The 14513-nt window shown below is 69.4% G+C and carries 16 protein-coding genes; 9 read left to right on the forward strand and 7 right to left on the reverse strand.

The genetic code is table 11. The annotated features are described in order from the left end of the window. Nucleotides 1-79 precede the first annotated feature (79 nt). A complete protein-coding gene (locus E5S69_RS21730; protein WP_171516696.1) occupies nt 80-847 on the forward strand; it encodes a 5'-methylthioadenosine/adenosylhomocysteine nucleosidase in 768 nt (255 codons plus the stop codon). A gap of 78 nt (nt 848-925) precedes the next feature. Here E5S69_RS21730 and E5S69_RS21735 read toward each other — a convergent pair whose 3' ends face one another. Beyond that, on the reverse strand, nt 926-1165 hold the full coding sequence (locus E5S69_RS21735) for a hypothetical protein (protein WP_171516697.1): 240 nt from the start codon (nt 1163-1165) through the stop codon (nt 926-928). 165 nt (nt 1166-1330) lie between these two features. Between E5S69_RS21735 and hemA the strand changes: the two genes are divergently transcribed. The 6 genes from hemA to E5S69_RS21765 all read left to right on the forward strand — a co-directional run bounded on the left by hemA (nt 1331) and on the right by E5S69_RS21765 (nt 6465). Then, a complete protein-coding gene (hemA, locus tag E5S69_RS21740; RefSeq protein ID WP_171516698.1) occupies nt 1331-2635 on the forward strand; it encodes a glutamyl-tRNA reductase in 1305 nt (434 codons plus the stop codon). A 104-nt stretch (nt 2636-2739) separates the two neighbouring features. Continuing rightward, on the forward strand, nt 2740-3822 hold the full coding sequence (prfA, locus tag E5S69_RS21745) for a peptide chain release factor 1 (RefSeq protein ID WP_171516699.1): 1083 nt from the start codon (nt 2740-2742) through the stop codon (nt 3820-3822). Nucleotides 3823-4013: 191 nt separating this feature from the next. Continuing rightward, nucleotides 4014-4343 (forward strand): hypothetical protein, encoded by a 330-nt coding sequence (locus E5S69_RS21750; RefSeq protein WP_171516700.1) that lies wholly within the window; start codon nt 4014-4016, stop codon nt 4341-4343. Nucleotides 4344-4500: 157 nt separating this feature from the next. After that, nucleotides 4501-5406 carry a peptide chain release factor N(5)-glutamine methyltransferase gene (gene prmC, locus E5S69_RS21755; RefSeq protein ID WP_171516701.1) on the forward strand — a complete coding sequence of 302 codons (906 nt, stop codon included), beginning with the start codon at nt 4501-4503 and terminating at the stop codon, nt 5404-5406. Nucleotides 5407-5521: 115 nt separating this feature from the next. Then, nucleotides 5522-5833, forward strand: coding sequence for a Grx4 family monothiol glutaredoxin (gene grxD, locus E5S69_RS21760; RefSeq protein ID WP_171516702.1), 312 nt, complete (start codon nt 5522-5524; stop codon nt 5831-5833). 8 nt (nt 5834-5841) lie between these two features. Continuing rightward, nucleotides 5842-6465, forward strand: coding sequence for a UbiX family flavin prenyltransferase (locus E5S69_RS21765; protein WP_171516703.1), 624 nt, complete (start codon nt 5842-5844; stop codon nt 6463-6465). A 22-nt stretch (nt 6466-6487) separates the two neighbouring features. Here E5S69_RS21765 and E5S69_RS21770 read toward each other — a convergent pair whose 3' ends face one another. From E5S69_RS21770 to E5S69_RS21780, 3 genes are all read right to left on the reverse strand, one after another. Further along, nucleotides 6488-6682, reverse strand: a complete 195-nt coding sequence (locus E5S69_RS21770) for a hypothetical protein (protein ID WP_029048349.1) — start codon at nt 6680-6682, stop codon at nt 6488-6490. 142 nt (nt 6683-6824) lie between these two features. Then, on the reverse strand, nt 6825-8342 hold the full coding sequence (locus E5S69_RS21775; RefSeq protein ID WP_171516704.1) for an aldehyde dehydrogenase family protein: 1518 nt from the start codon (nt 8340-8342) through the stop codon (nt 6825-6827). Beyond that, entirely contained in the window at nt 8339-9520 is a 1182-nt protein-coding gene (locus E5S69_RS21780) for a saccharopine dehydrogenase C-terminal domain-containing protein (protein ID WP_171516705.1), read from the reverse strand. The genes E5S69_RS21775 and E5S69_RS21780 overlap by 4 nt, the downstream gene beginning before the upstream one ends. A gap of 127 nt (nt 9521-9647) precedes the next feature. Between E5S69_RS21780 and E5S69_RS21785 the strand changes: the two genes are divergently transcribed. Together E5S69_RS21785 and dapB are read left to right on the forward strand one after the other, a co-directional pair. Beyond that, nucleotides 9648-10097: an Lrp/AsnC family transcriptional regulator gene (locus E5S69_RS21785; RefSeq protein ID WP_010809873.1), complete on the forward strand. Its 450-nt coding sequence runs from the start codon at nt 9648-9650 to the stop codon at nt 10095-10097. Between the two features lie 45 nt (nt 10098-10142). Then, entirely contained in the window at nt 10143-10952 is an 810-nt protein-coding gene (dapB, locus tag E5S69_RS21790; RefSeq protein ID WP_171516706.1) for a 4-hydroxy-tetrahydrodipicolinate reductase, read from the forward strand. 62 nt (nt 10953-11014) lie between these two features. On the opposite strand, the gene E5S69_RS21795 is transcribed toward dapB, so the two are convergent. From E5S69_RS21795 to E5S69_RS21805, 3 genes are all read right to left on the reverse strand, one after another. Continuing rightward, nucleotides 11015-11752 carry a hypothetical protein gene (locus E5S69_RS21795; RefSeq protein ID WP_171516707.1) on the reverse strand — a complete coding sequence of 246 codons (738 nt, stop codon included), beginning with the start codon at nt 11750-11752 and terminating at the stop codon, nt 11015-11017. A gap of 167 nt (nt 11753-11919) precedes the next feature. Continuing rightward, nucleotides 11920-13410, reverse strand: a complete 1491-nt coding sequence (locus tag E5S69_RS21800; RefSeq protein WP_171516708.1) for a chloride channel protein — start codon at nt 13408-13410, stop codon at nt 11920-11922. 99 nt (nt 13411-13509) lie between these two features. Then, nucleotides 13510-14508, reverse strand: coding sequence for a Bug family tripartite tricarboxylate transporter substrate binding protein (locus E5S69_RS21805; protein ID WP_171516709.1), 999 nt, complete (start codon nt 14506-14508; stop codon nt 13510-13512). Nucleotides 14509-14513: the final 5 nt, after the last annotated feature.

Here is a 14513-nt window from a genome sequence, read left to right on the forward strand (position 1 = left end):
GGGGGCGTGCGATCGCGCTCGCATCTGGGCCCGGCCCGCGCGGGCCGGTATGCTGTGGCCTTTTATCCAGGCTGCGCCCATGACCCTCGGAATCCTTGCCGCCATCCACGATGAAGTCGACGGCCTCGTCGCCGCCATGCAACATGACGACAGCCGTGCCACGGTGCGCACCATCGGCATGCGCGACTACTACGCCGGCCACCTGTACGGGCAGCCATGCGTGCTGGTGCTGGCGCGCATGGGCAAGGTGGCGGCGGCGGCCACCACGGTCACGCTGATCCGCGAGCTGGGCGCCACGCAGATCGTCTTCACCGGCCTGGCCGGCGGCATCGGCGCGACAACCCGGGTGGGCGACATCGTCATCGCCGACCGCACCCTGCAGCATGACCTGGACGCGCGCCCGTTCTTCGGCCGCCATGAAGTGCCGCTGCTGGAGCGCGCCGAATTCCCCGCCGATCCGGCGCTGACGGCGGAGCTGCATGCCGCCGCGGCGGACTTTCTGCGCCACGACCTGGCGGTCGACGTGCCGCGCGCGGTGCGCGAGAAGTTTGGCGTCGAGGCGCCCGCCCTGCACCATGGCATGATCGCCAGCGGCGACCAGTTCATCGGCTCGCCCGCCACGGTGGCAGAGCTTCGTGAGCGGCTCCCGGGCCTGCTCGCGGTCGAGATGGAAGGCGCCGCGGTCGCACAGGTGTGCCATGAATACGGCGTCCCCTACGCGGTGATGCGGACCATCTCCGACCGCGCCGACGACACTGCGCACGTGGATTTTTCGGCGTTCCTGAAGGACGTGGCCAGCCACTATTCCAGCGGGGTGCTGCGCCGTCTGCTGGCAGCCAGGGCCTGAAGCCGGGCCCCACGGGCGCCTGACCGGGATCAAACTGCGTGCAGATTTCGAACCTGGAGGTCCGTTCAGTATTTACCGTCAGCGCGGGCGCACGGTGCCCCAGAATCCCACCAGCAGCGCCGACCCGGCGATCACCGCCAGCCAGCTGCTGAGCTGGCCGTCGACAAACCAATGCAGCGCGCGCCCGGCGTAGAAGGCCGCCGCCGCACCCGCCGCCCCCAGCACCAGGGCGGCCGGCAGGGTCACCACGCGCCCTGCCGGATGCAGCCGGCGCGCCGCCAGCCCCACCAGCAAACCTACGATCAAGGTGCCCAGCATCGGTTTCTCCTGTGTTGTCCGCATCACAGCCGCAACCGGCCGCGCCGTAACGATACTGCAATCCGGGAACCCTGCCACCACCGTGCCAGCCCACTGCAATGATCGGTCCCGGCGGTATAATGGCATCCGGTCCGGCCGCGCTCTGGGCCACACCCGTCCCCTACAATGCAACTGCTCGCGATCGGCATCAATCACACCACGGCACCTGTCTCGCTGCGCGAGCGGGTGGCGTTTCCGCTCGAGCAGATCAAGCCGGCGCTGGGGGCGCTGCGCTCCCACCTGTCGGGGCGCAGCGGCACTGAAGCCGCCATCCTGTCCACCTGCAACCGCACCGAGATCTATTGCGCCACCGACGTGCTGACGCCGGGCACGGATGGATTCGAGCACACCCTGCGCTGGCTGTCGCAGCATCACAACGTGCCAGCCGGCGAACTGGCCCCGCACCTGTACGCGCTGCCGCAGTCCGAGGCCGTGCGCCACGCCTTCCGCGTGGCCAGCGGGCTGGATTCGATGGTGCTGGGCGAGACCCAGATCCTGGGCCAGCTCAAGGATGCGGTGCGCACCGCCGGCGAAGCCGGCTCGCTCGGCACGTACCTCAACCAGCTGTTCCAGCGCACCTTCGCGGTGGCCAAGGAAGTGCGCGGCCAGACCGAGATCGGCGCGCACTCGGTGTCGATGGCCGCGGCCGCGGTGCGGCTGGCGCAGCGCATCTTCGAAAGCGTCTCGACCCAGCGCGTGCTGTTTATCGGCGCGGGCGAGATGATCGAACTGTGCGCCACCCACTTTGCCGCGCAGCAGCCGCGCCAGATCGTGGTGGCCAACCGCACCGTGGAGCGTGGCGAGAAGCTCGCCGAGCAGCTCAGCGGCCAGGGCCTGACCGCCAACGCGATCCGCCTGTCGGACCTGGGCGAGCGCCTGCATGAGTTCGACATCGTGGTGTCGTGCACCGCCAGCTCGCTGCCGATCATCGGCCTGGGCGCGGTCGAGCGCGCGGTCAAGCGGCGCAAGCACCGCCCTATCATGATGGTCGACCTGGCCGTGCCGCGCGACGTCGAACCCGAAGTCTCGCGCCTGGACGACGTCTTCCTTTACACCGTCGACGACCTCGGCGCGGTCGTGCGCGAAGGCAACGCCCTGCGCCAGGCCGCGGTGGCGCAGGCCGAAGCCATCATCGAAAGCCGCGTGCAGAACTTCATGCACTGGCTGGAAACCCGCAGCGTGGTGCCGGTCATCCGTGAACTGCAAAGCAGCGGCGAAGCCATCCGCCAGGCCGAACTGGAGCGCGCGCGCCGCATGCTGGCGCGCGGCGACGATCCGCAGGCCGTGCTCGAGGCGCTCTCCGGCGCGCTCACGCGCAAGTTCCTGCACGGCCCCACGCACGCGCTCAACCACACCCAGGGCGAGGACCGCGAGGCGCTGCTGCGCCTGGTGCCGGGCCTGTTCCGCCACAGCAGCCATTCCGAGCGCTAGCCGCGCTTGCGCCGCCGGCGCGCCGCGCCCGGCATGCCCCGCCACCGGCCGCCGCCTTGTCCTGGCGTGCACGGCCCGGCCCACCCCATTCCCTGTTCGCCCCGATGAAAGCCAGCATGCTTGCCAAGCTCGACCAACTGGCCGAGCGACTCGACGAAGTCAACGCCCTGCTCGCGCGCGAAGACGCGACCGCCAATATTGACCAGTACCGCAAGCTCAGCCGCGAGCATGCGGAGCTGTCGCCCGTGGCCGAACAATACAGCCAGTACCGGCAAGCCCAGGATGACCTGGCCACCGCGCAGGCGCTGCTCGACGATCCGGACATGAAGGACTTCGCCGCCGACGAGATCGCCGCCGCGCGCGACCGGCTGGAAACGCTGCAGGCCAGCCTCCAGCGCCTGCTGCTGCCAAGGGATCCGAACGACGACCGCAACCTGCTGCTGGAAATCCGCGCCGGCACCGGCGGCGAGGAAAGCGCGCTGTTCGCCGCCGATCTGCTGCGGATGTACACCCGTTATGCCGAACGGCAGCGGTGGCAGGTCGAGGTCATGAGCGAATCGGAATCGGACCTGGGCGGCTACAAGGAAGTGATCGTACGGATTGCCGGCGATGCCGCGTTTTCCAGGCTGAAGTTCGAATCCGGCGGCCACCGCGTCCAGCGCGTGCCGGCCACCGAGGCGCAGGGCCGCATCCACACCTCCGCCTGCACGGTCGCCGTGATGCCCGAGGCCGACGAGGTCGGCGAGGTTGAGATCAATCCCGCCGACCTGCGCATCGACACCTTCCGCGCCTCCGGCGCGGGCGGCCAGCACGTCAACAAGACCGATTCGGCGGTGCGCCTGACCCACCTGCCAACCGGCATCGTGGTCGAGTGCCAGGACGACCGCAGCCAGCACCGCAACAAGGACAAGGCGATGAAGGTGCTCGCCGCCCGCATCAAGGACATGCAGGCGCGCGCCGCGCAGGCCCGCGAGGCCAGCACGCGGCGCAACCTGATCGGCTCGGGCGACCGCAGCGACCGCATCCGCACCTACAACTTCCCGCAGGGCCGTGTGACCGATCACCGCATCAACCTGACGCTATACAAGATCGACATGATCATGGACGGCGACATGGACGAACTGCTATCGGCGCTGGCCGCCGAGCACCAGGCGGATCAGCTGGCAGCGCTGGGAGAAGAGGCGTAAAAGACACTTTTCGGCATTCCACCGAGGCTTCGGCGACGAACGCCGCGTAAAGTCGCCGATATCTTTGTATTTCTTGTAAATGCTTGAAACAGCACTAGCAGGGGTAAGGTCGCTGTCTATAATCGATTTCGACCGGCAAACGGAGAATGGTGCCGGGTAGTCACTCCCGAGAACATACCTAGGACGAAATCATGAAAAAACTGCTCGCGCTGTTGATGATCACCGCGGCCATGGCCGCTTGCAGCAAGAAGGAAGAAGCGCCGCCCGCCGCGTCGAACGCCGAGAGCGCCATGCAAAGCGCCGCGGAATCCGCCAAGGCCGCCGCGAGCGATGCCGCCGCTGCCGCCAGCAACGCCGCAGACGCCGCCAAGGCTGCCGCCAGCGACGCCGCCTCGAATGCGTCGGTCGCCGCGGAGAAGGCCAAGGAAGACGCCGGCCACGCCATGGAGAACGCCAAGCAGGCTGCCAAGGATGCCGTCAACGCCGGGGCCGACAAGGCCAAGGACGCCGTCAATAAGTAATCGTCCCGGCAGGGCCATTGCGCCCGCCGCCGCCGATGAGCGGTACACTGGCGCAAAGCCGGAAGCTTCACCGCAGAGCACCGCCCCAAAGCCCCGCCAGGTCGCGCACCGGTGGGGTTTTTTATAGCCGGCACCAGAACCGTTCCTTGCCCCTTTGATGTCCTCCCCCGATTCCACCGCGCTGCCGGCAACACCCACGCTGCGCGAGGCCCAGACCCTGGCCGCCATGGCAGGCCTGCCCGCACTTGAAGCGCGCATGCTGCTGACCCATGTCACCGGGCTGAGCCGCACGCAGCTGATCACGCGCGACACCGACATGCTCACCATCGCCCAGCGCGACGCGTTGGCCACGCTGCTGGCACGGCGGCTGGCGGGCGAGCCGATGGCCTACCTGATCGGCGAGCGTGAATTCTTCGGCCGCAAGTTCCGGGTCACGCCCGATGTGCTGATCCCGCGCCCCGATACCGAGGTCGCTGCGGAAGCAGCGCTGGCGCGGCTGGCCGCGGTGCCGCAGCCCAACGTGCTGGACCTGGGCACGGGGTCCGGCATCCTTGCCGTAACGCTGGCGCGCGAGCGGGGCGACGCGCGGGTATGGGCCACGGACATCTCGCCCGGCGCGCTGATGGTGGCGCAGGACAACGCCCGCGCCCTGGGCGCCGACACCATCCAGTTCCTGGTATCGGACTGGTACGCGGCGCTGCCGCCAGGCCTGCGCTTTCACCTGATCGTCAGCAACCCGCCCTATATCGCCGCGGGCGACCCGCACCTGGTCGAAGGCGACTTGCGCTTCGAGCCGATCGACGCGCTGACCGACCATGACGACGGCCTCTCCGACCTGCGCGCCATCGTCGGCGGCGCCGGCCCGCGGCTGCTGCCCGGCGGCTGGCTGCTGATGGAACATGGCTATGACCAGGCAGCGGCGACGCGCCAGTTGCTCGAAGCCGGCGGATTCGACGAGGTCTTTACGGCGCGGGACCTGGCCGGGCTGGAGCGCTGCACCGGCGGCCGCTGGCCAGGAGCCCAGCCGGCAGCACAGCGGGCCGGCGCAACGGCAGCGCCCTGAAGCGCCGCGGCGATTCCGGTAAAATCGTGTCAGATTCCCGCCGTGCGGCCGCACGGTATCCCATTCTCCCCAGGCGGCGCCCGCGACACGGCCTCGCCCCACTGAAAAGCAAACCATGAGCGACGTGCAGCAACAGATCGACCAGATCGTCAAGGGCAACCCGGTAGTCCTGTTCATGAAGGGCACCGCGCAATTCCCGATGTGCGGCTTCTCGGGCCGCGCCATCCAGATCCTGAAGGCGTGCGGCGTCGAAGCGCCGACCACCGTCAACGTGCTGGACAACGAAGGCATCCGCCAGGGCATCAAGGAATACGCCAACTGGCCGACCATTCCGCAGCTCTATGTGAACGGCGAATTCATCGGCGGCTCGGACATCATGATGGAGATGTACCAGAACGGCGAACTGCAAACCCTGCTGAAGGGCTGAGTTCCGCCATGTCCGTGGCTGGCGGCACACCGCAACGGCTGATCGTCGCCATCACGGGCGCCACCGGGGCTATCTACGGCGTGCGCCTGCTGCAGGTGCTGCGCGCGGCGCCCGCGGTGGAGACCCATTTGCTGATTTCGCCGGCTGGCGTGATGAACCTGCAGCACGAGCTGGACATCAGCCGGGCCGAGGTGGAAGCGCTGGCAGGCGTCGTGCACAACGTGCGCGACATCGGCGCCACCATCGCCAGCGGCTCGTTCCGGGCGCAGGCCATGGTGGTCGCGCCCTGCTCGATGCGCACGCTGGCGGCGATCGCGCATGGCTTCTCGGACAACCTGATCACGCGCGCCGCCGACGTCACGCTAAAAGAGCGCCGCAAGCTGGTGCTGATGGTGCGTGAAACGCCGTTGAACCTGGCGCACCTGCGCAACATGACGGCGGTGACGGAAATGGGCGGGATCGTGTTCCCGCCGGTGCCGGGCTTCTACCAGAAGCCGCAAAGCATTGCCGAACTGGTCGACCACACGGTCGGGCGCGTGCTGGACCTGGTCGATCTGCCGCAGATCGGCCAGACCCTCGCGCCCAGCTGGGGCGGGCTCAACGCCCGCACCGGCGACGCGGCCGGAAACTGAGTCCGCCGCCGCGCTTGCCCCCTTACCAGCGGCGATAGCCGCGGCCATAGTAGCCGTAGCCGCCGTAGTAGTACGGCCGGGGCGCCACCACCACCGGCGCGGGCGCCACGTACACCGGCGCCGGACCGACCGCCGGTCCGGCGGGCGTGGGATAGACGGCGCAGCCGCCCAGCAGGGTCACCGATGCCGCAGCGGCAGCCAGTCCAATCGTCAGCATTCTCATCATTTCATCCTTGGGGTCGCAACGGGCATGTGCCTGCCTTGCTGACGTTATACGGGCAGAACACGTAATACGGCGTCAAAGCCGTGTAAGGCTTGTTACCGTTCCCTACGCGCCATGTTACCGACCGGGGACGCGTTCAGATTTCGAACCGGATTCCCTGGGCCAGCGGCAGCGAATCGCCGTAGTTGACGGTGTTGGTGGCGCGACGCATATAGCCCTTCCACGCATCGGAGCCCGACTCGCGGCCGCCGCCGGTCGCCTTCTCGCCGCCGAAGGCGCCGCCGATTTCGGCGCCGCTGGTGCCGATATTCACATTGGCGATGCCGCAGTCGCTGCCCGCCGACGACAGGAAGCGCTCGGCCTCGCGCATCGATTCCGTGAAGATGCACGACGATAGCCCATGCGCCGCGGCATTGTTCAGCGCGATGGCCTCGTCCAGCGTGGTGTAAGGCATCAGGTACAGGATCGGGGCAAAGGTTTCGGTCAGCATGGTGTCGTGCTGCGCGTCGGTCATCACCAGCGCGGGCCGCACGTAATACGCATGCGGATAGCGGTCGGCCAGCAGCCGCTCGCCGCCGGTGACGATATTGCCCTGGGCGCGACACGCCGCCAGCGCGTTGGCCATGGCGTCGCCCGCGGCGGTGTCGATCAGCGGGCCGACCAGCGTGCCGTCTTGCAGCGGATCGCCGACCGGCAGGCGGTCGAACACGGTGATCAGCCGGCTCGCCATGGTGTCCATCAGGTCGGCATGGATAAAGCAGCGGCGCAGCGTGGTGCAGCGCTGCCCCGCGGTGCCGGCCGCGGCAAAGGTGATGGCGCGCACCGCCAGCTCGATATCGGCCGACGGGGCGACGATGGCGGCGTTGTTGCCGCCCAGCTCCAGGATGCTGCGCTTGAAGTGCCCGGCACAGGCGATGCCGACCTCGCGGCCCATGCGGGTCGAGCCGGTCGCGCTGACCAGGCGCACCGCCGGGTGTGCCACCAGGTGGCTGCCCAGCATGCGCCCGCCCGGCAGCACCGCCGAGATGCCGTTGTGCTGCGGCGCCGCGGCGGCCAGCACGCGCTCGAGCAGGCCGTGCGCGGCCAGCGCGCACAGGGACACTTTCTCGGACGGTTTCCAGATCACGCCGTTGCCGCACACCAGTGCCAGCGCCGCGTTCCAGGCCCACACCGCCACCGGGAAGTTGAACGCCGAAATCACGCCGCACAGCCCGTACGGGTGCCAGGTCTCGCGCATGGCGTGCTGCGGCCGCTCGGAGGCAATGGTCAGCCCGTGCAGCTGGCGCGACAGCCCGACCGCGAAGTCGCAGATGTCGATCATCTCCTGCACCTCGCCCAGCCCTTCCTGCAGGATCTTGCCGGCTTCGAGCGACACCAGCCGCCCGAGCGCCGGCTTGTGTTCGCGCAGCACCTCGCCGAAGCGCCGCACGATCTCGCCGCGCGCCGGCGCTGGCGTCAGCGCCCAGGTGCTCTGCGCCGCGTGGGCGCGCGCGATCAGCGCGTCGGCCTGCGCCGGCGTGCACGCCGGCACATGGCCGATGGCCTCGCCGTCAGCCGGCGAGCGCACCGTCACGGCGCCGGCCGGCGTCCCCTCCCGCCACGGCCGTGGCAGGCCCAGCGAATCCCAGCAGGCGGCGAACTCTTGCGCTTTCATACGAGGCTCTCCTGGAGCGGATGCTGCGTGTAATGGCGGCCGAAGCGGTTGGCAAGGAAGGCCTCCAGCGGCATCGACTCCTGCCGCACGAAGCCGGCCTGGGGCAGCACGCCGGTGGCCACCAGGTCCAGCGCGGTGCAGATACCCGCGGCGGTGGTCAGCTGGATCGCATTGACATGCCCGCGCTCGCCGTCGACCCCGCCGATGCGCGCCGAGAACGAAGCCTGCGTCAGCGGCCCGCGCCCGCGTTCGCCTCCGGCCGGATAGCCGGTCGCGGTGGCGAACACGATCACCACGTCCTGCTCGGTCACCGGAATGGCGCGGTCGAAGATATCGCGCAGCCAGTCGCGGCGTTCGCGCAGGCGCAGGTCATTGAGCAGCAGCTTCATCAGCGCGCAGTGACCGGGATAGCGGATCGACTTGTAGTCCACATGGCGCGCCCGCCCGGCCAGCGTCTCGGGCAACGTGCCCAGCCCGCCCGATGTATTAAAGGCTTCGTACTCGATGCCGTCCAGCGCGAAGCTCTCCAGGCCTTCCAGCGCGGTCAGCTCCACGCGCCGGCCGTCGACGATGGCTTCGCACGGGTTGCAGTACTCGTTGATCAGTCCCTCGGTGCTCCAGGTCAGGTTGTACTTGAGCGCATTGCTCGGGTAGCGCGGCAGCGCGCCTACCCGCATCTGCAAGTCGAGCAGCTCGCCGCCGCCGCGCAGGAAGCGCTGTGATAGGTCATGCCCGACCACGCCGATGAAACCCGGCGCCAGTCCGCACTGCGGCATCAGCACCGAGCGCGCGCCCTGCGCCAGCTGGCGAATGGCATGGGTAGCGGCCACGTCCTCGGTCAGGTCGAAGTAATGCACGCCGAGGCGCGCCGCCACCGAGGCGACGCTGATCGCGGCATGGAACGGCAGCGCGTTGAGCACGGCATCGGCGCCGGCCAGCAGCGCGGCGCAGGTTCCCGGCTCGGTGGGATCGCCGGCGCGCGCCAGCACACCGCGCGGCAGGCCGTCGAGGCGGCGCGCGTCATGGTCGACCACGCTGACGCGGTAGTCGCCGCTGTCGTGCAGCATCGCCGCGATGGTGCGGCCGATCTTGCCGGCGCCCAGCACCGTCACGTGCAGCGGGCGCTCTGCCCTGGGCAGGTCGCGCGGGGCCTGCCGGCCGAGGTTCGAGGCTTGCATGGTGTCTCCGTCCACAAAAAAGAGGATTCCGTTGACTGGAGTATGGATGGCGCCGCCGGCACAATGAAGGCACAAGAACGACGAAAAACCACCATAATCGAACGAAACGACGAGACATCCCGACGCAATGACCGAACTCGACACCACCGACCGACACCTGCTTTCGCTGCTGCAGGCCAACGCGCGCGAAAGCGCCGCCAACCTGGCCCGGCACCTGGGGATCGCGCGCACCACCGTGGTGGCGCGCATCGCGCGGCTGGAACGCAGCGGCGTGATCGCCGGCTATGGCGTGCGGCTGGGCCAGCGCATGGAAGACAACGCCATCCTGGCCTATTGCGGCCTGTCGGTGCAGCCCAAGGCCGCGCCCGCGATCCTGCGCGCGCTGCAGCGGCTGCCGGAGATCGAAGAGGTCAATTCGGTCAGCGGTCCGGTCGACTACCTGGTGGCGATCCGCTGCGACACGCATGACCGGCTCGACCGGCTGCTCGACGAGATCGGCATGCTCGACGGCGTCAACCACACCACCACCTCGATCGTGCTGGCGCGCAAGCTCGACCGCCGGCGCGCAGCCGGCTGACGCGGTATGCTGCCAGACCCATCAGCCTTTGCGGAGAAACAGAACATGAACGATCCGATCCGTGTCGCCGTGGGCGGCGTGACCGGCTGGGCCGGCGGCGAACTGGCGCGCGGCGTGGCCCATGCGGCCGACATGACGCTGGTGGCCGGCCTGTCGCGCGGCGCCGCCGGGCAGACCCTGGCACAGCTGACCGGCCATGCCGAAACCCCGGGCGTGGCCGCCGCCAGCATCGAAGCGCTGCGCCAGACGCCGTACGACGTCTATGTCGAATACACCAGGCCCGGCATCGCCAAGCACAACATCCTGCAGGCGCTGGCGCACGGCGCGCACGTGGTGGTGGGCACCTCCGGGCTGACCGACGACGACTATGCCGAGATCGACGCGGCCGCGCGCCGGGCCGATCGCGGCGTGCTCGCCTGCGGCAATTTCGCCATCACGGTAGTGCTGCTGCAGAAGTTTGCCGAGATGGCCGCGCGCCATCTGGAACACTGGGAGATCATCGACTACGCCAAGGCCGGCAAGATCGACGTGCCCTCGGGCACGGTGCGCGAGCTGGCGTACCGGCTTGGCCAGGTCAAGGCCGCCGCCCAGGCGGTGCCGGTCGACCAGGTCAACGGCCCGAAGGAAACCCGCGGCGCCACCATGTCGGGCACGCAGGTGCACGCGGTGCGGCTCCCGGGCTACCAGCTGGGCGTGGAAGTGATCTTCGGCGCCGACGGCCAGCGCCTGCATCTAAAGCACGAGGCCGGCGACGGCTCCAAGCCCTATGTGGCCGGTGCGCTGCTAGCGATCCGCAAGGTCCACACCGTGCGCGGCGTGGTGCGGGGACTGGACAAGGTGATGGAGGGGCTCTGAAACAAGGTCCATCACGTCGCCCTCGCGAAAGCGGGGCCCGGTCACTTTGATGCGATCGCCAGTTACCAGCTGCCCGGCTTTTCCGGCTTGGGCGCAGCCTTCGGCGCGGGCTTGGCGGCGGCCTTGCCGCCCTTTGCCGCGGGCGCCGAGGCCGGGTTGAGCTGCTTGTCGACCTCGGCGTCCTTGTCCGCCATCAGCGCGCGGGCCTGCGGCAGCAGCATCTCGATAGTGCCGGTGCTGGGGTCTTCCGGCATCGCGTACAGCTCCACCGTCAGCGGCTTGTGCATCCATCCGGCATGCAGCGTCTTGACGGTCTTGCCGCCCTTGGCGGGCATGTCGACCTGCTCCTGGCGGAAGGGCTTGCCGTACAGCGCGCTGACGCTGTCGGCCGCGGCCTGCTGCGAGTTGGCGCCGGCGGTCGGCACCACCAGGCCGACCAGCGCATTGCGATCGACAAAGGCCAACACATAGGGGCCGTCCATGAACGCGGGGCGCTGCGCGCGCGGCACGCCGACCTGGCGCATCAGGCCATCGCCCTTCAGCTCAACGCAAAAGCCGGTGACGTCGCGGCCGTCGGGCGAGCGCTTGTCGGCGCAGTCCGGCAGCGCCGGCAGCGGGTTGCCGATTTCGAGCATGGCCAGCAACGGCGACAGTGCGCTGTCTTCTGCCTGGCCCTTGGCCGCAGCAGTGGCCGCCGGCTTGGCGGCCGGTGCGGAGGGGGGGGTGGCAGCCGGGGCGGCATTGGCGCCAGCGGCGCCGAGCAGGCCGGCGAGCGCCAGCCCGGCAACGGGGAATTTCAAATCGGACTCCTGGTGAAAGGCTCCGGGGTTGGAGCCCGTCCCTGCCGGGTTGTTCCTGCGCGTGGGGATCGTGACGAACGGCTCACTTCCGGCCGCGCTGGCAAGGGGACGTGCGCTAGCTTACCCGATGGCCTTGGCGGCGCAGGCACTTACGGCCGGCGCCGGCATCAACCGGCCGGCGCCTTGCGCGCCAGCGCCAGCGCCTCGCGCCGGAACGTGTGGCCGACCTGGTGGTAGAACGGGTGCGGCGAGAACTGCCGCGAAATGAACGAAGCCAGCAGCGACGCCGCCAGCAGGAACACCGTCAGGTCCTGCGTGCGCGTCATTTCCATCACGATCACGCTGGCGGTGATCGGTGCCTGCGTCGCCGCGGCCAGGAACGCCGCCATCGACACCAGCGCCAGCACGCGCGGCTCGGCCATGCCGCTGACCCAGTGCGCGACGTTCTCGCCGATGCCCGCGCCGATCGCCAGCGCGGGCGTGAAGATCCCGCCCGGGATGCCGGCGAAGTACGACACCACGGTCGCCACCAGCTTGGCCAGGCCGAACCACAGCGTGGCATGCGATTCGCCGTTGATCAGCGCCGCGGCCTGCTCATAGCCGGTGCCGAAGGTCGCGCCCGCGGTGGCCCAGCCGATGATCGCCACCACCACCCCGCAGCCGAACGCCACCCACACCGGATGGCGCCCGGGCCAGTCGCGCCACGCCGCGGGCAGCAACGCGGGCACACCACCCTTGAGCGCCTTGGCAAACACACCGCCCAGCACGCCGGTGACCACCGCGCACAGCAGCACCGGACCCCAGGCTTCATGCAAACCCAGCATCGGCACCTTGACCACGAAATACGGGTTGTTGCCCAGCACCGCCAGCGACAGGAAACCGGCGGTCAGAACGCCGGACAGCACCAGCCGGTCCCAGCGCACCGCGGTGCCGCGGCCCAGTTCTTCGATGGCAAACACCACCCCGGCCAGCGGCGTGTTGAACGCCGCCGCCAGCCCGCCGGCCGCGCCGGCCGCGATCAGCGCATTAGGATGGAAGCCGATGCGAAAGCGCAGCTTCTCCTGGCACCAGCGGCCCCAGGCCAGCATGGCCGCCGCGCCCACCTGCACCGACGGCCCCTCGCGCCCGACCGAGGCGCCGGCCAGCAGTGCCGCGGCGGTCAGCACCACCTTCCACATCGACTGGCGGAACGACACCAGCATCGTCTGCGCCGGGCCCGACGGCGGCAAGGTGACCGCGGCGATTACCTGCGGGATGCCGCTGCCGCGCGCCTGCGGCGCCAGCCGGATGGTCATCCAGCGCAGCCCGGCCAGCCCGAACGGCAGCATCACGAAAGCCAGCCACGGCGTGGCCTGGATCAGCTGCCGGTTCCAGTGCAGCGCCACTTCGGCAATCCAGGCGAACACCAGCGAGAACACACCGACGCAGCCCGCGCCGAACATGAATACGGCATAGCGCAGCGTGGTGCGCGAGATGCGCCCGGCCTGGCGCGACTTGCGCCACGCCGCCACGCGCGCGCGGCGGCTGATCTGGTTCAGCAGGCGGGGATCGGGAGGCGCCGTGCCGGCGTCGGGCGCCGCCTGGGGGTCAGGCTCTGCGCCCCGGCTTTGGGGCGACGAACCAGAAGGCGTGGGATCGTTGGGCTCGCGATCGGTCATGACAGGGGGGTGACGCTTGAATGGCGTCGACTATACCCCCTTCGTCAGTGCGATGACCGGCGCGCGGCCGATGATCGGCGGATGAATGCAGGACGGCGCTCAGTCCAGCGAGATGTTGTTCGCCTTGATCACCTTGCCCCAGTGCGCGCGGTCGGCTTCGATATAGCGGTCGATCTCCGCCTGCGTGCGCGGCGGTTGCACCAGCAGCCCCAGCGCGCTGAAGGTGGCGCGGAACTGCGGGTCCTTCAGCACGTGGTCGGCGGCGGCCTGCAGCCGGGCGACCGCGTCGGGCGGCGTATGCGCGGGCACGGCCAGGCCGAACCAGGTGGCGGCCCGGAAGTTGGGATAGCCGCTTTCGGCCACGGTCGGCACGTCGGGCAGCACCTCGAGACGGCTGCGCCCGGTGACCGCCAGGGCCTTGAGCTTGCCCGCCTTGATATGCGGCAGCGAGGTGCTGACCACATCGACCATCAGCTGCACGTCGTTGGCCAGCAGCGCCGCCAGCGCCGGGGCGCTGCCGTTGTAGGGCACGTGCGTGACGGCAATGCCCAGCTCGGCCTTGAGCATTTCCGTGGCCAGCTGCAGCGCATTGCCCAGGCCTACCGAGGCATAGTTGAGCTTGCCGCCCTCGGCCTTGGCGTAGGCCGCGAACTCGCGGATATTGGCGGCCGGCACGCGGGTGTTGGTGACCACTACCAGCGGCGCCTCGGCGCCAACGTTGAAGATGCGGAAATCCTTGGGCGGATCGTAGTTGATCTTCTTGTACAGCATCGGGTTGAGCACCATGCTGCCGTTGGTCGCCAGCACCATGGTGTAGCCATCGGCCGGCGCGCGCGCCACGCTGGTGGTGCCGATCATGGTGGCCGCGCCGGGGCGATTTTCCACCACCACGCTCTGGCCCAGCTGGCGCGACATCCCGTCGGCCAGCGCGCGGCCGAACTGGTCGGTCGAGCCGCCCGGCGTGTAGGGCACCACCAGCTTGATCGGGCGATCGGGAAAGGCCGCCTGCGCGGCCCCGCCCCAGATGGCCAGCGCACAGCCGGCGCCGGCCGCCATGGCGGCGAACCAGGCGCGCCGTTTGGTCGGTATGTTGTGCATCGCGT

Origin of the sequence: Cupriavidus necator, from assembly GCF_013141915.1 — a bacterium.
Taxonomy (GTDB): domain Bacteria; phylum Pseudomonadota; class Gammaproteobacteria; order Burkholderiales; family Burkholderiaceae; genus Cupriavidus; species Cupriavidus necator_B.

Coding starts and splice junctions, on each gene's coding strand:
- E5S69_RS21730 (WP_171516696.1), top strand. CDS start 80: ATGACCCTCGGAATCCTTGCCGCCATCCACGATGAAGTCGACGGCCTC.
- E5S69_RS21735 (WP_171516697.1), bottom strand. CDS start 1,165: ATGCTGGGCACCTTGATCGTAGGTTTGCTGGTGGGGCTGGCGGCGCGC.
- hemA (WP_171516698.1), top strand. CDS start 1,331: ATGCAACTGCTCGCGATCGGCATCAATCACACCACGGCACCTGTCTCG.
- prfA (WP_171516699.1), top strand. CDS start 2,740: ATGAAAGCCAGCATGCTTGCCAAGCTCGACCAACTGGCCGAGCGACTC.
- E5S69_RS21750 (WP_171516700.1), top strand. CDS start 4,014: ATGAAAAAACTGCTCGCGCTGTTGATGATCACCGCGGCCATGGCCGCT.
- prmC (WP_171516701.1), top strand. CDS start 4,501: ATGTCCTCCCCCGATTCCACCGCGCTGCCGGCAACACCCACGCTGCGC.
- grxD (WP_171516702.1), top strand. CDS start 5,522: ATGAGCGACGTGCAGCAACAGATCGACCAGATCGTCAAGGGCAACCCG.
- E5S69_RS21765 (WP_171516703.1), top strand. CDS start 5,842: ATGTCCGTGGCTGGCGGCACACCGCAACGGCTGATCGTCGCCATCACG.
- E5S69_RS21770 (WP_029048349.1), bottom strand. CDS start 6,682: ATGCTGACGATTGGACTGGCTGCCGCTGCGGCATCGGTGACCCTGCTG.
- E5S69_RS21775 (WP_171516704.1), bottom strand. CDS start 8,342: ATGAAAGCGCAAGAGTTCGCCGCCTGCTGGGATTCGCTGGGCCTGCCA.
- E5S69_RS21780 (WP_171516705.1), bottom strand. CDS start 9,520: ATGCAAGCCTCGAACCTCGGCCGGCAGGCCCCGCGCGACCTGCCCAGG.
- E5S69_RS21785 (WP_010809873.1), top strand. CDS start 9,648: ATGACCGAACTCGACACCACCGACCGACACCTGCTTTCGCTGCTGCAG.
- dapB (WP_171516706.1), top strand. CDS start 10,143: ATGAACGATCCGATCCGTGTCGCCGTGGGCGGCGTGACCGGCTGGGCC.
- E5S69_RS21800 (WP_171516708.1), bottom strand. CDS start 13,410: ATGACCGATCGCGAGCCCAACGATCCCACGCCTTCTGGTTCGTCGCCC.
- E5S69_RS21805 (WP_171516709.1), bottom strand. CDS start 14,508: ATGCACAACATACCGACCAAACGGCGCGCCTGGTTCGCCGCCATGGCG.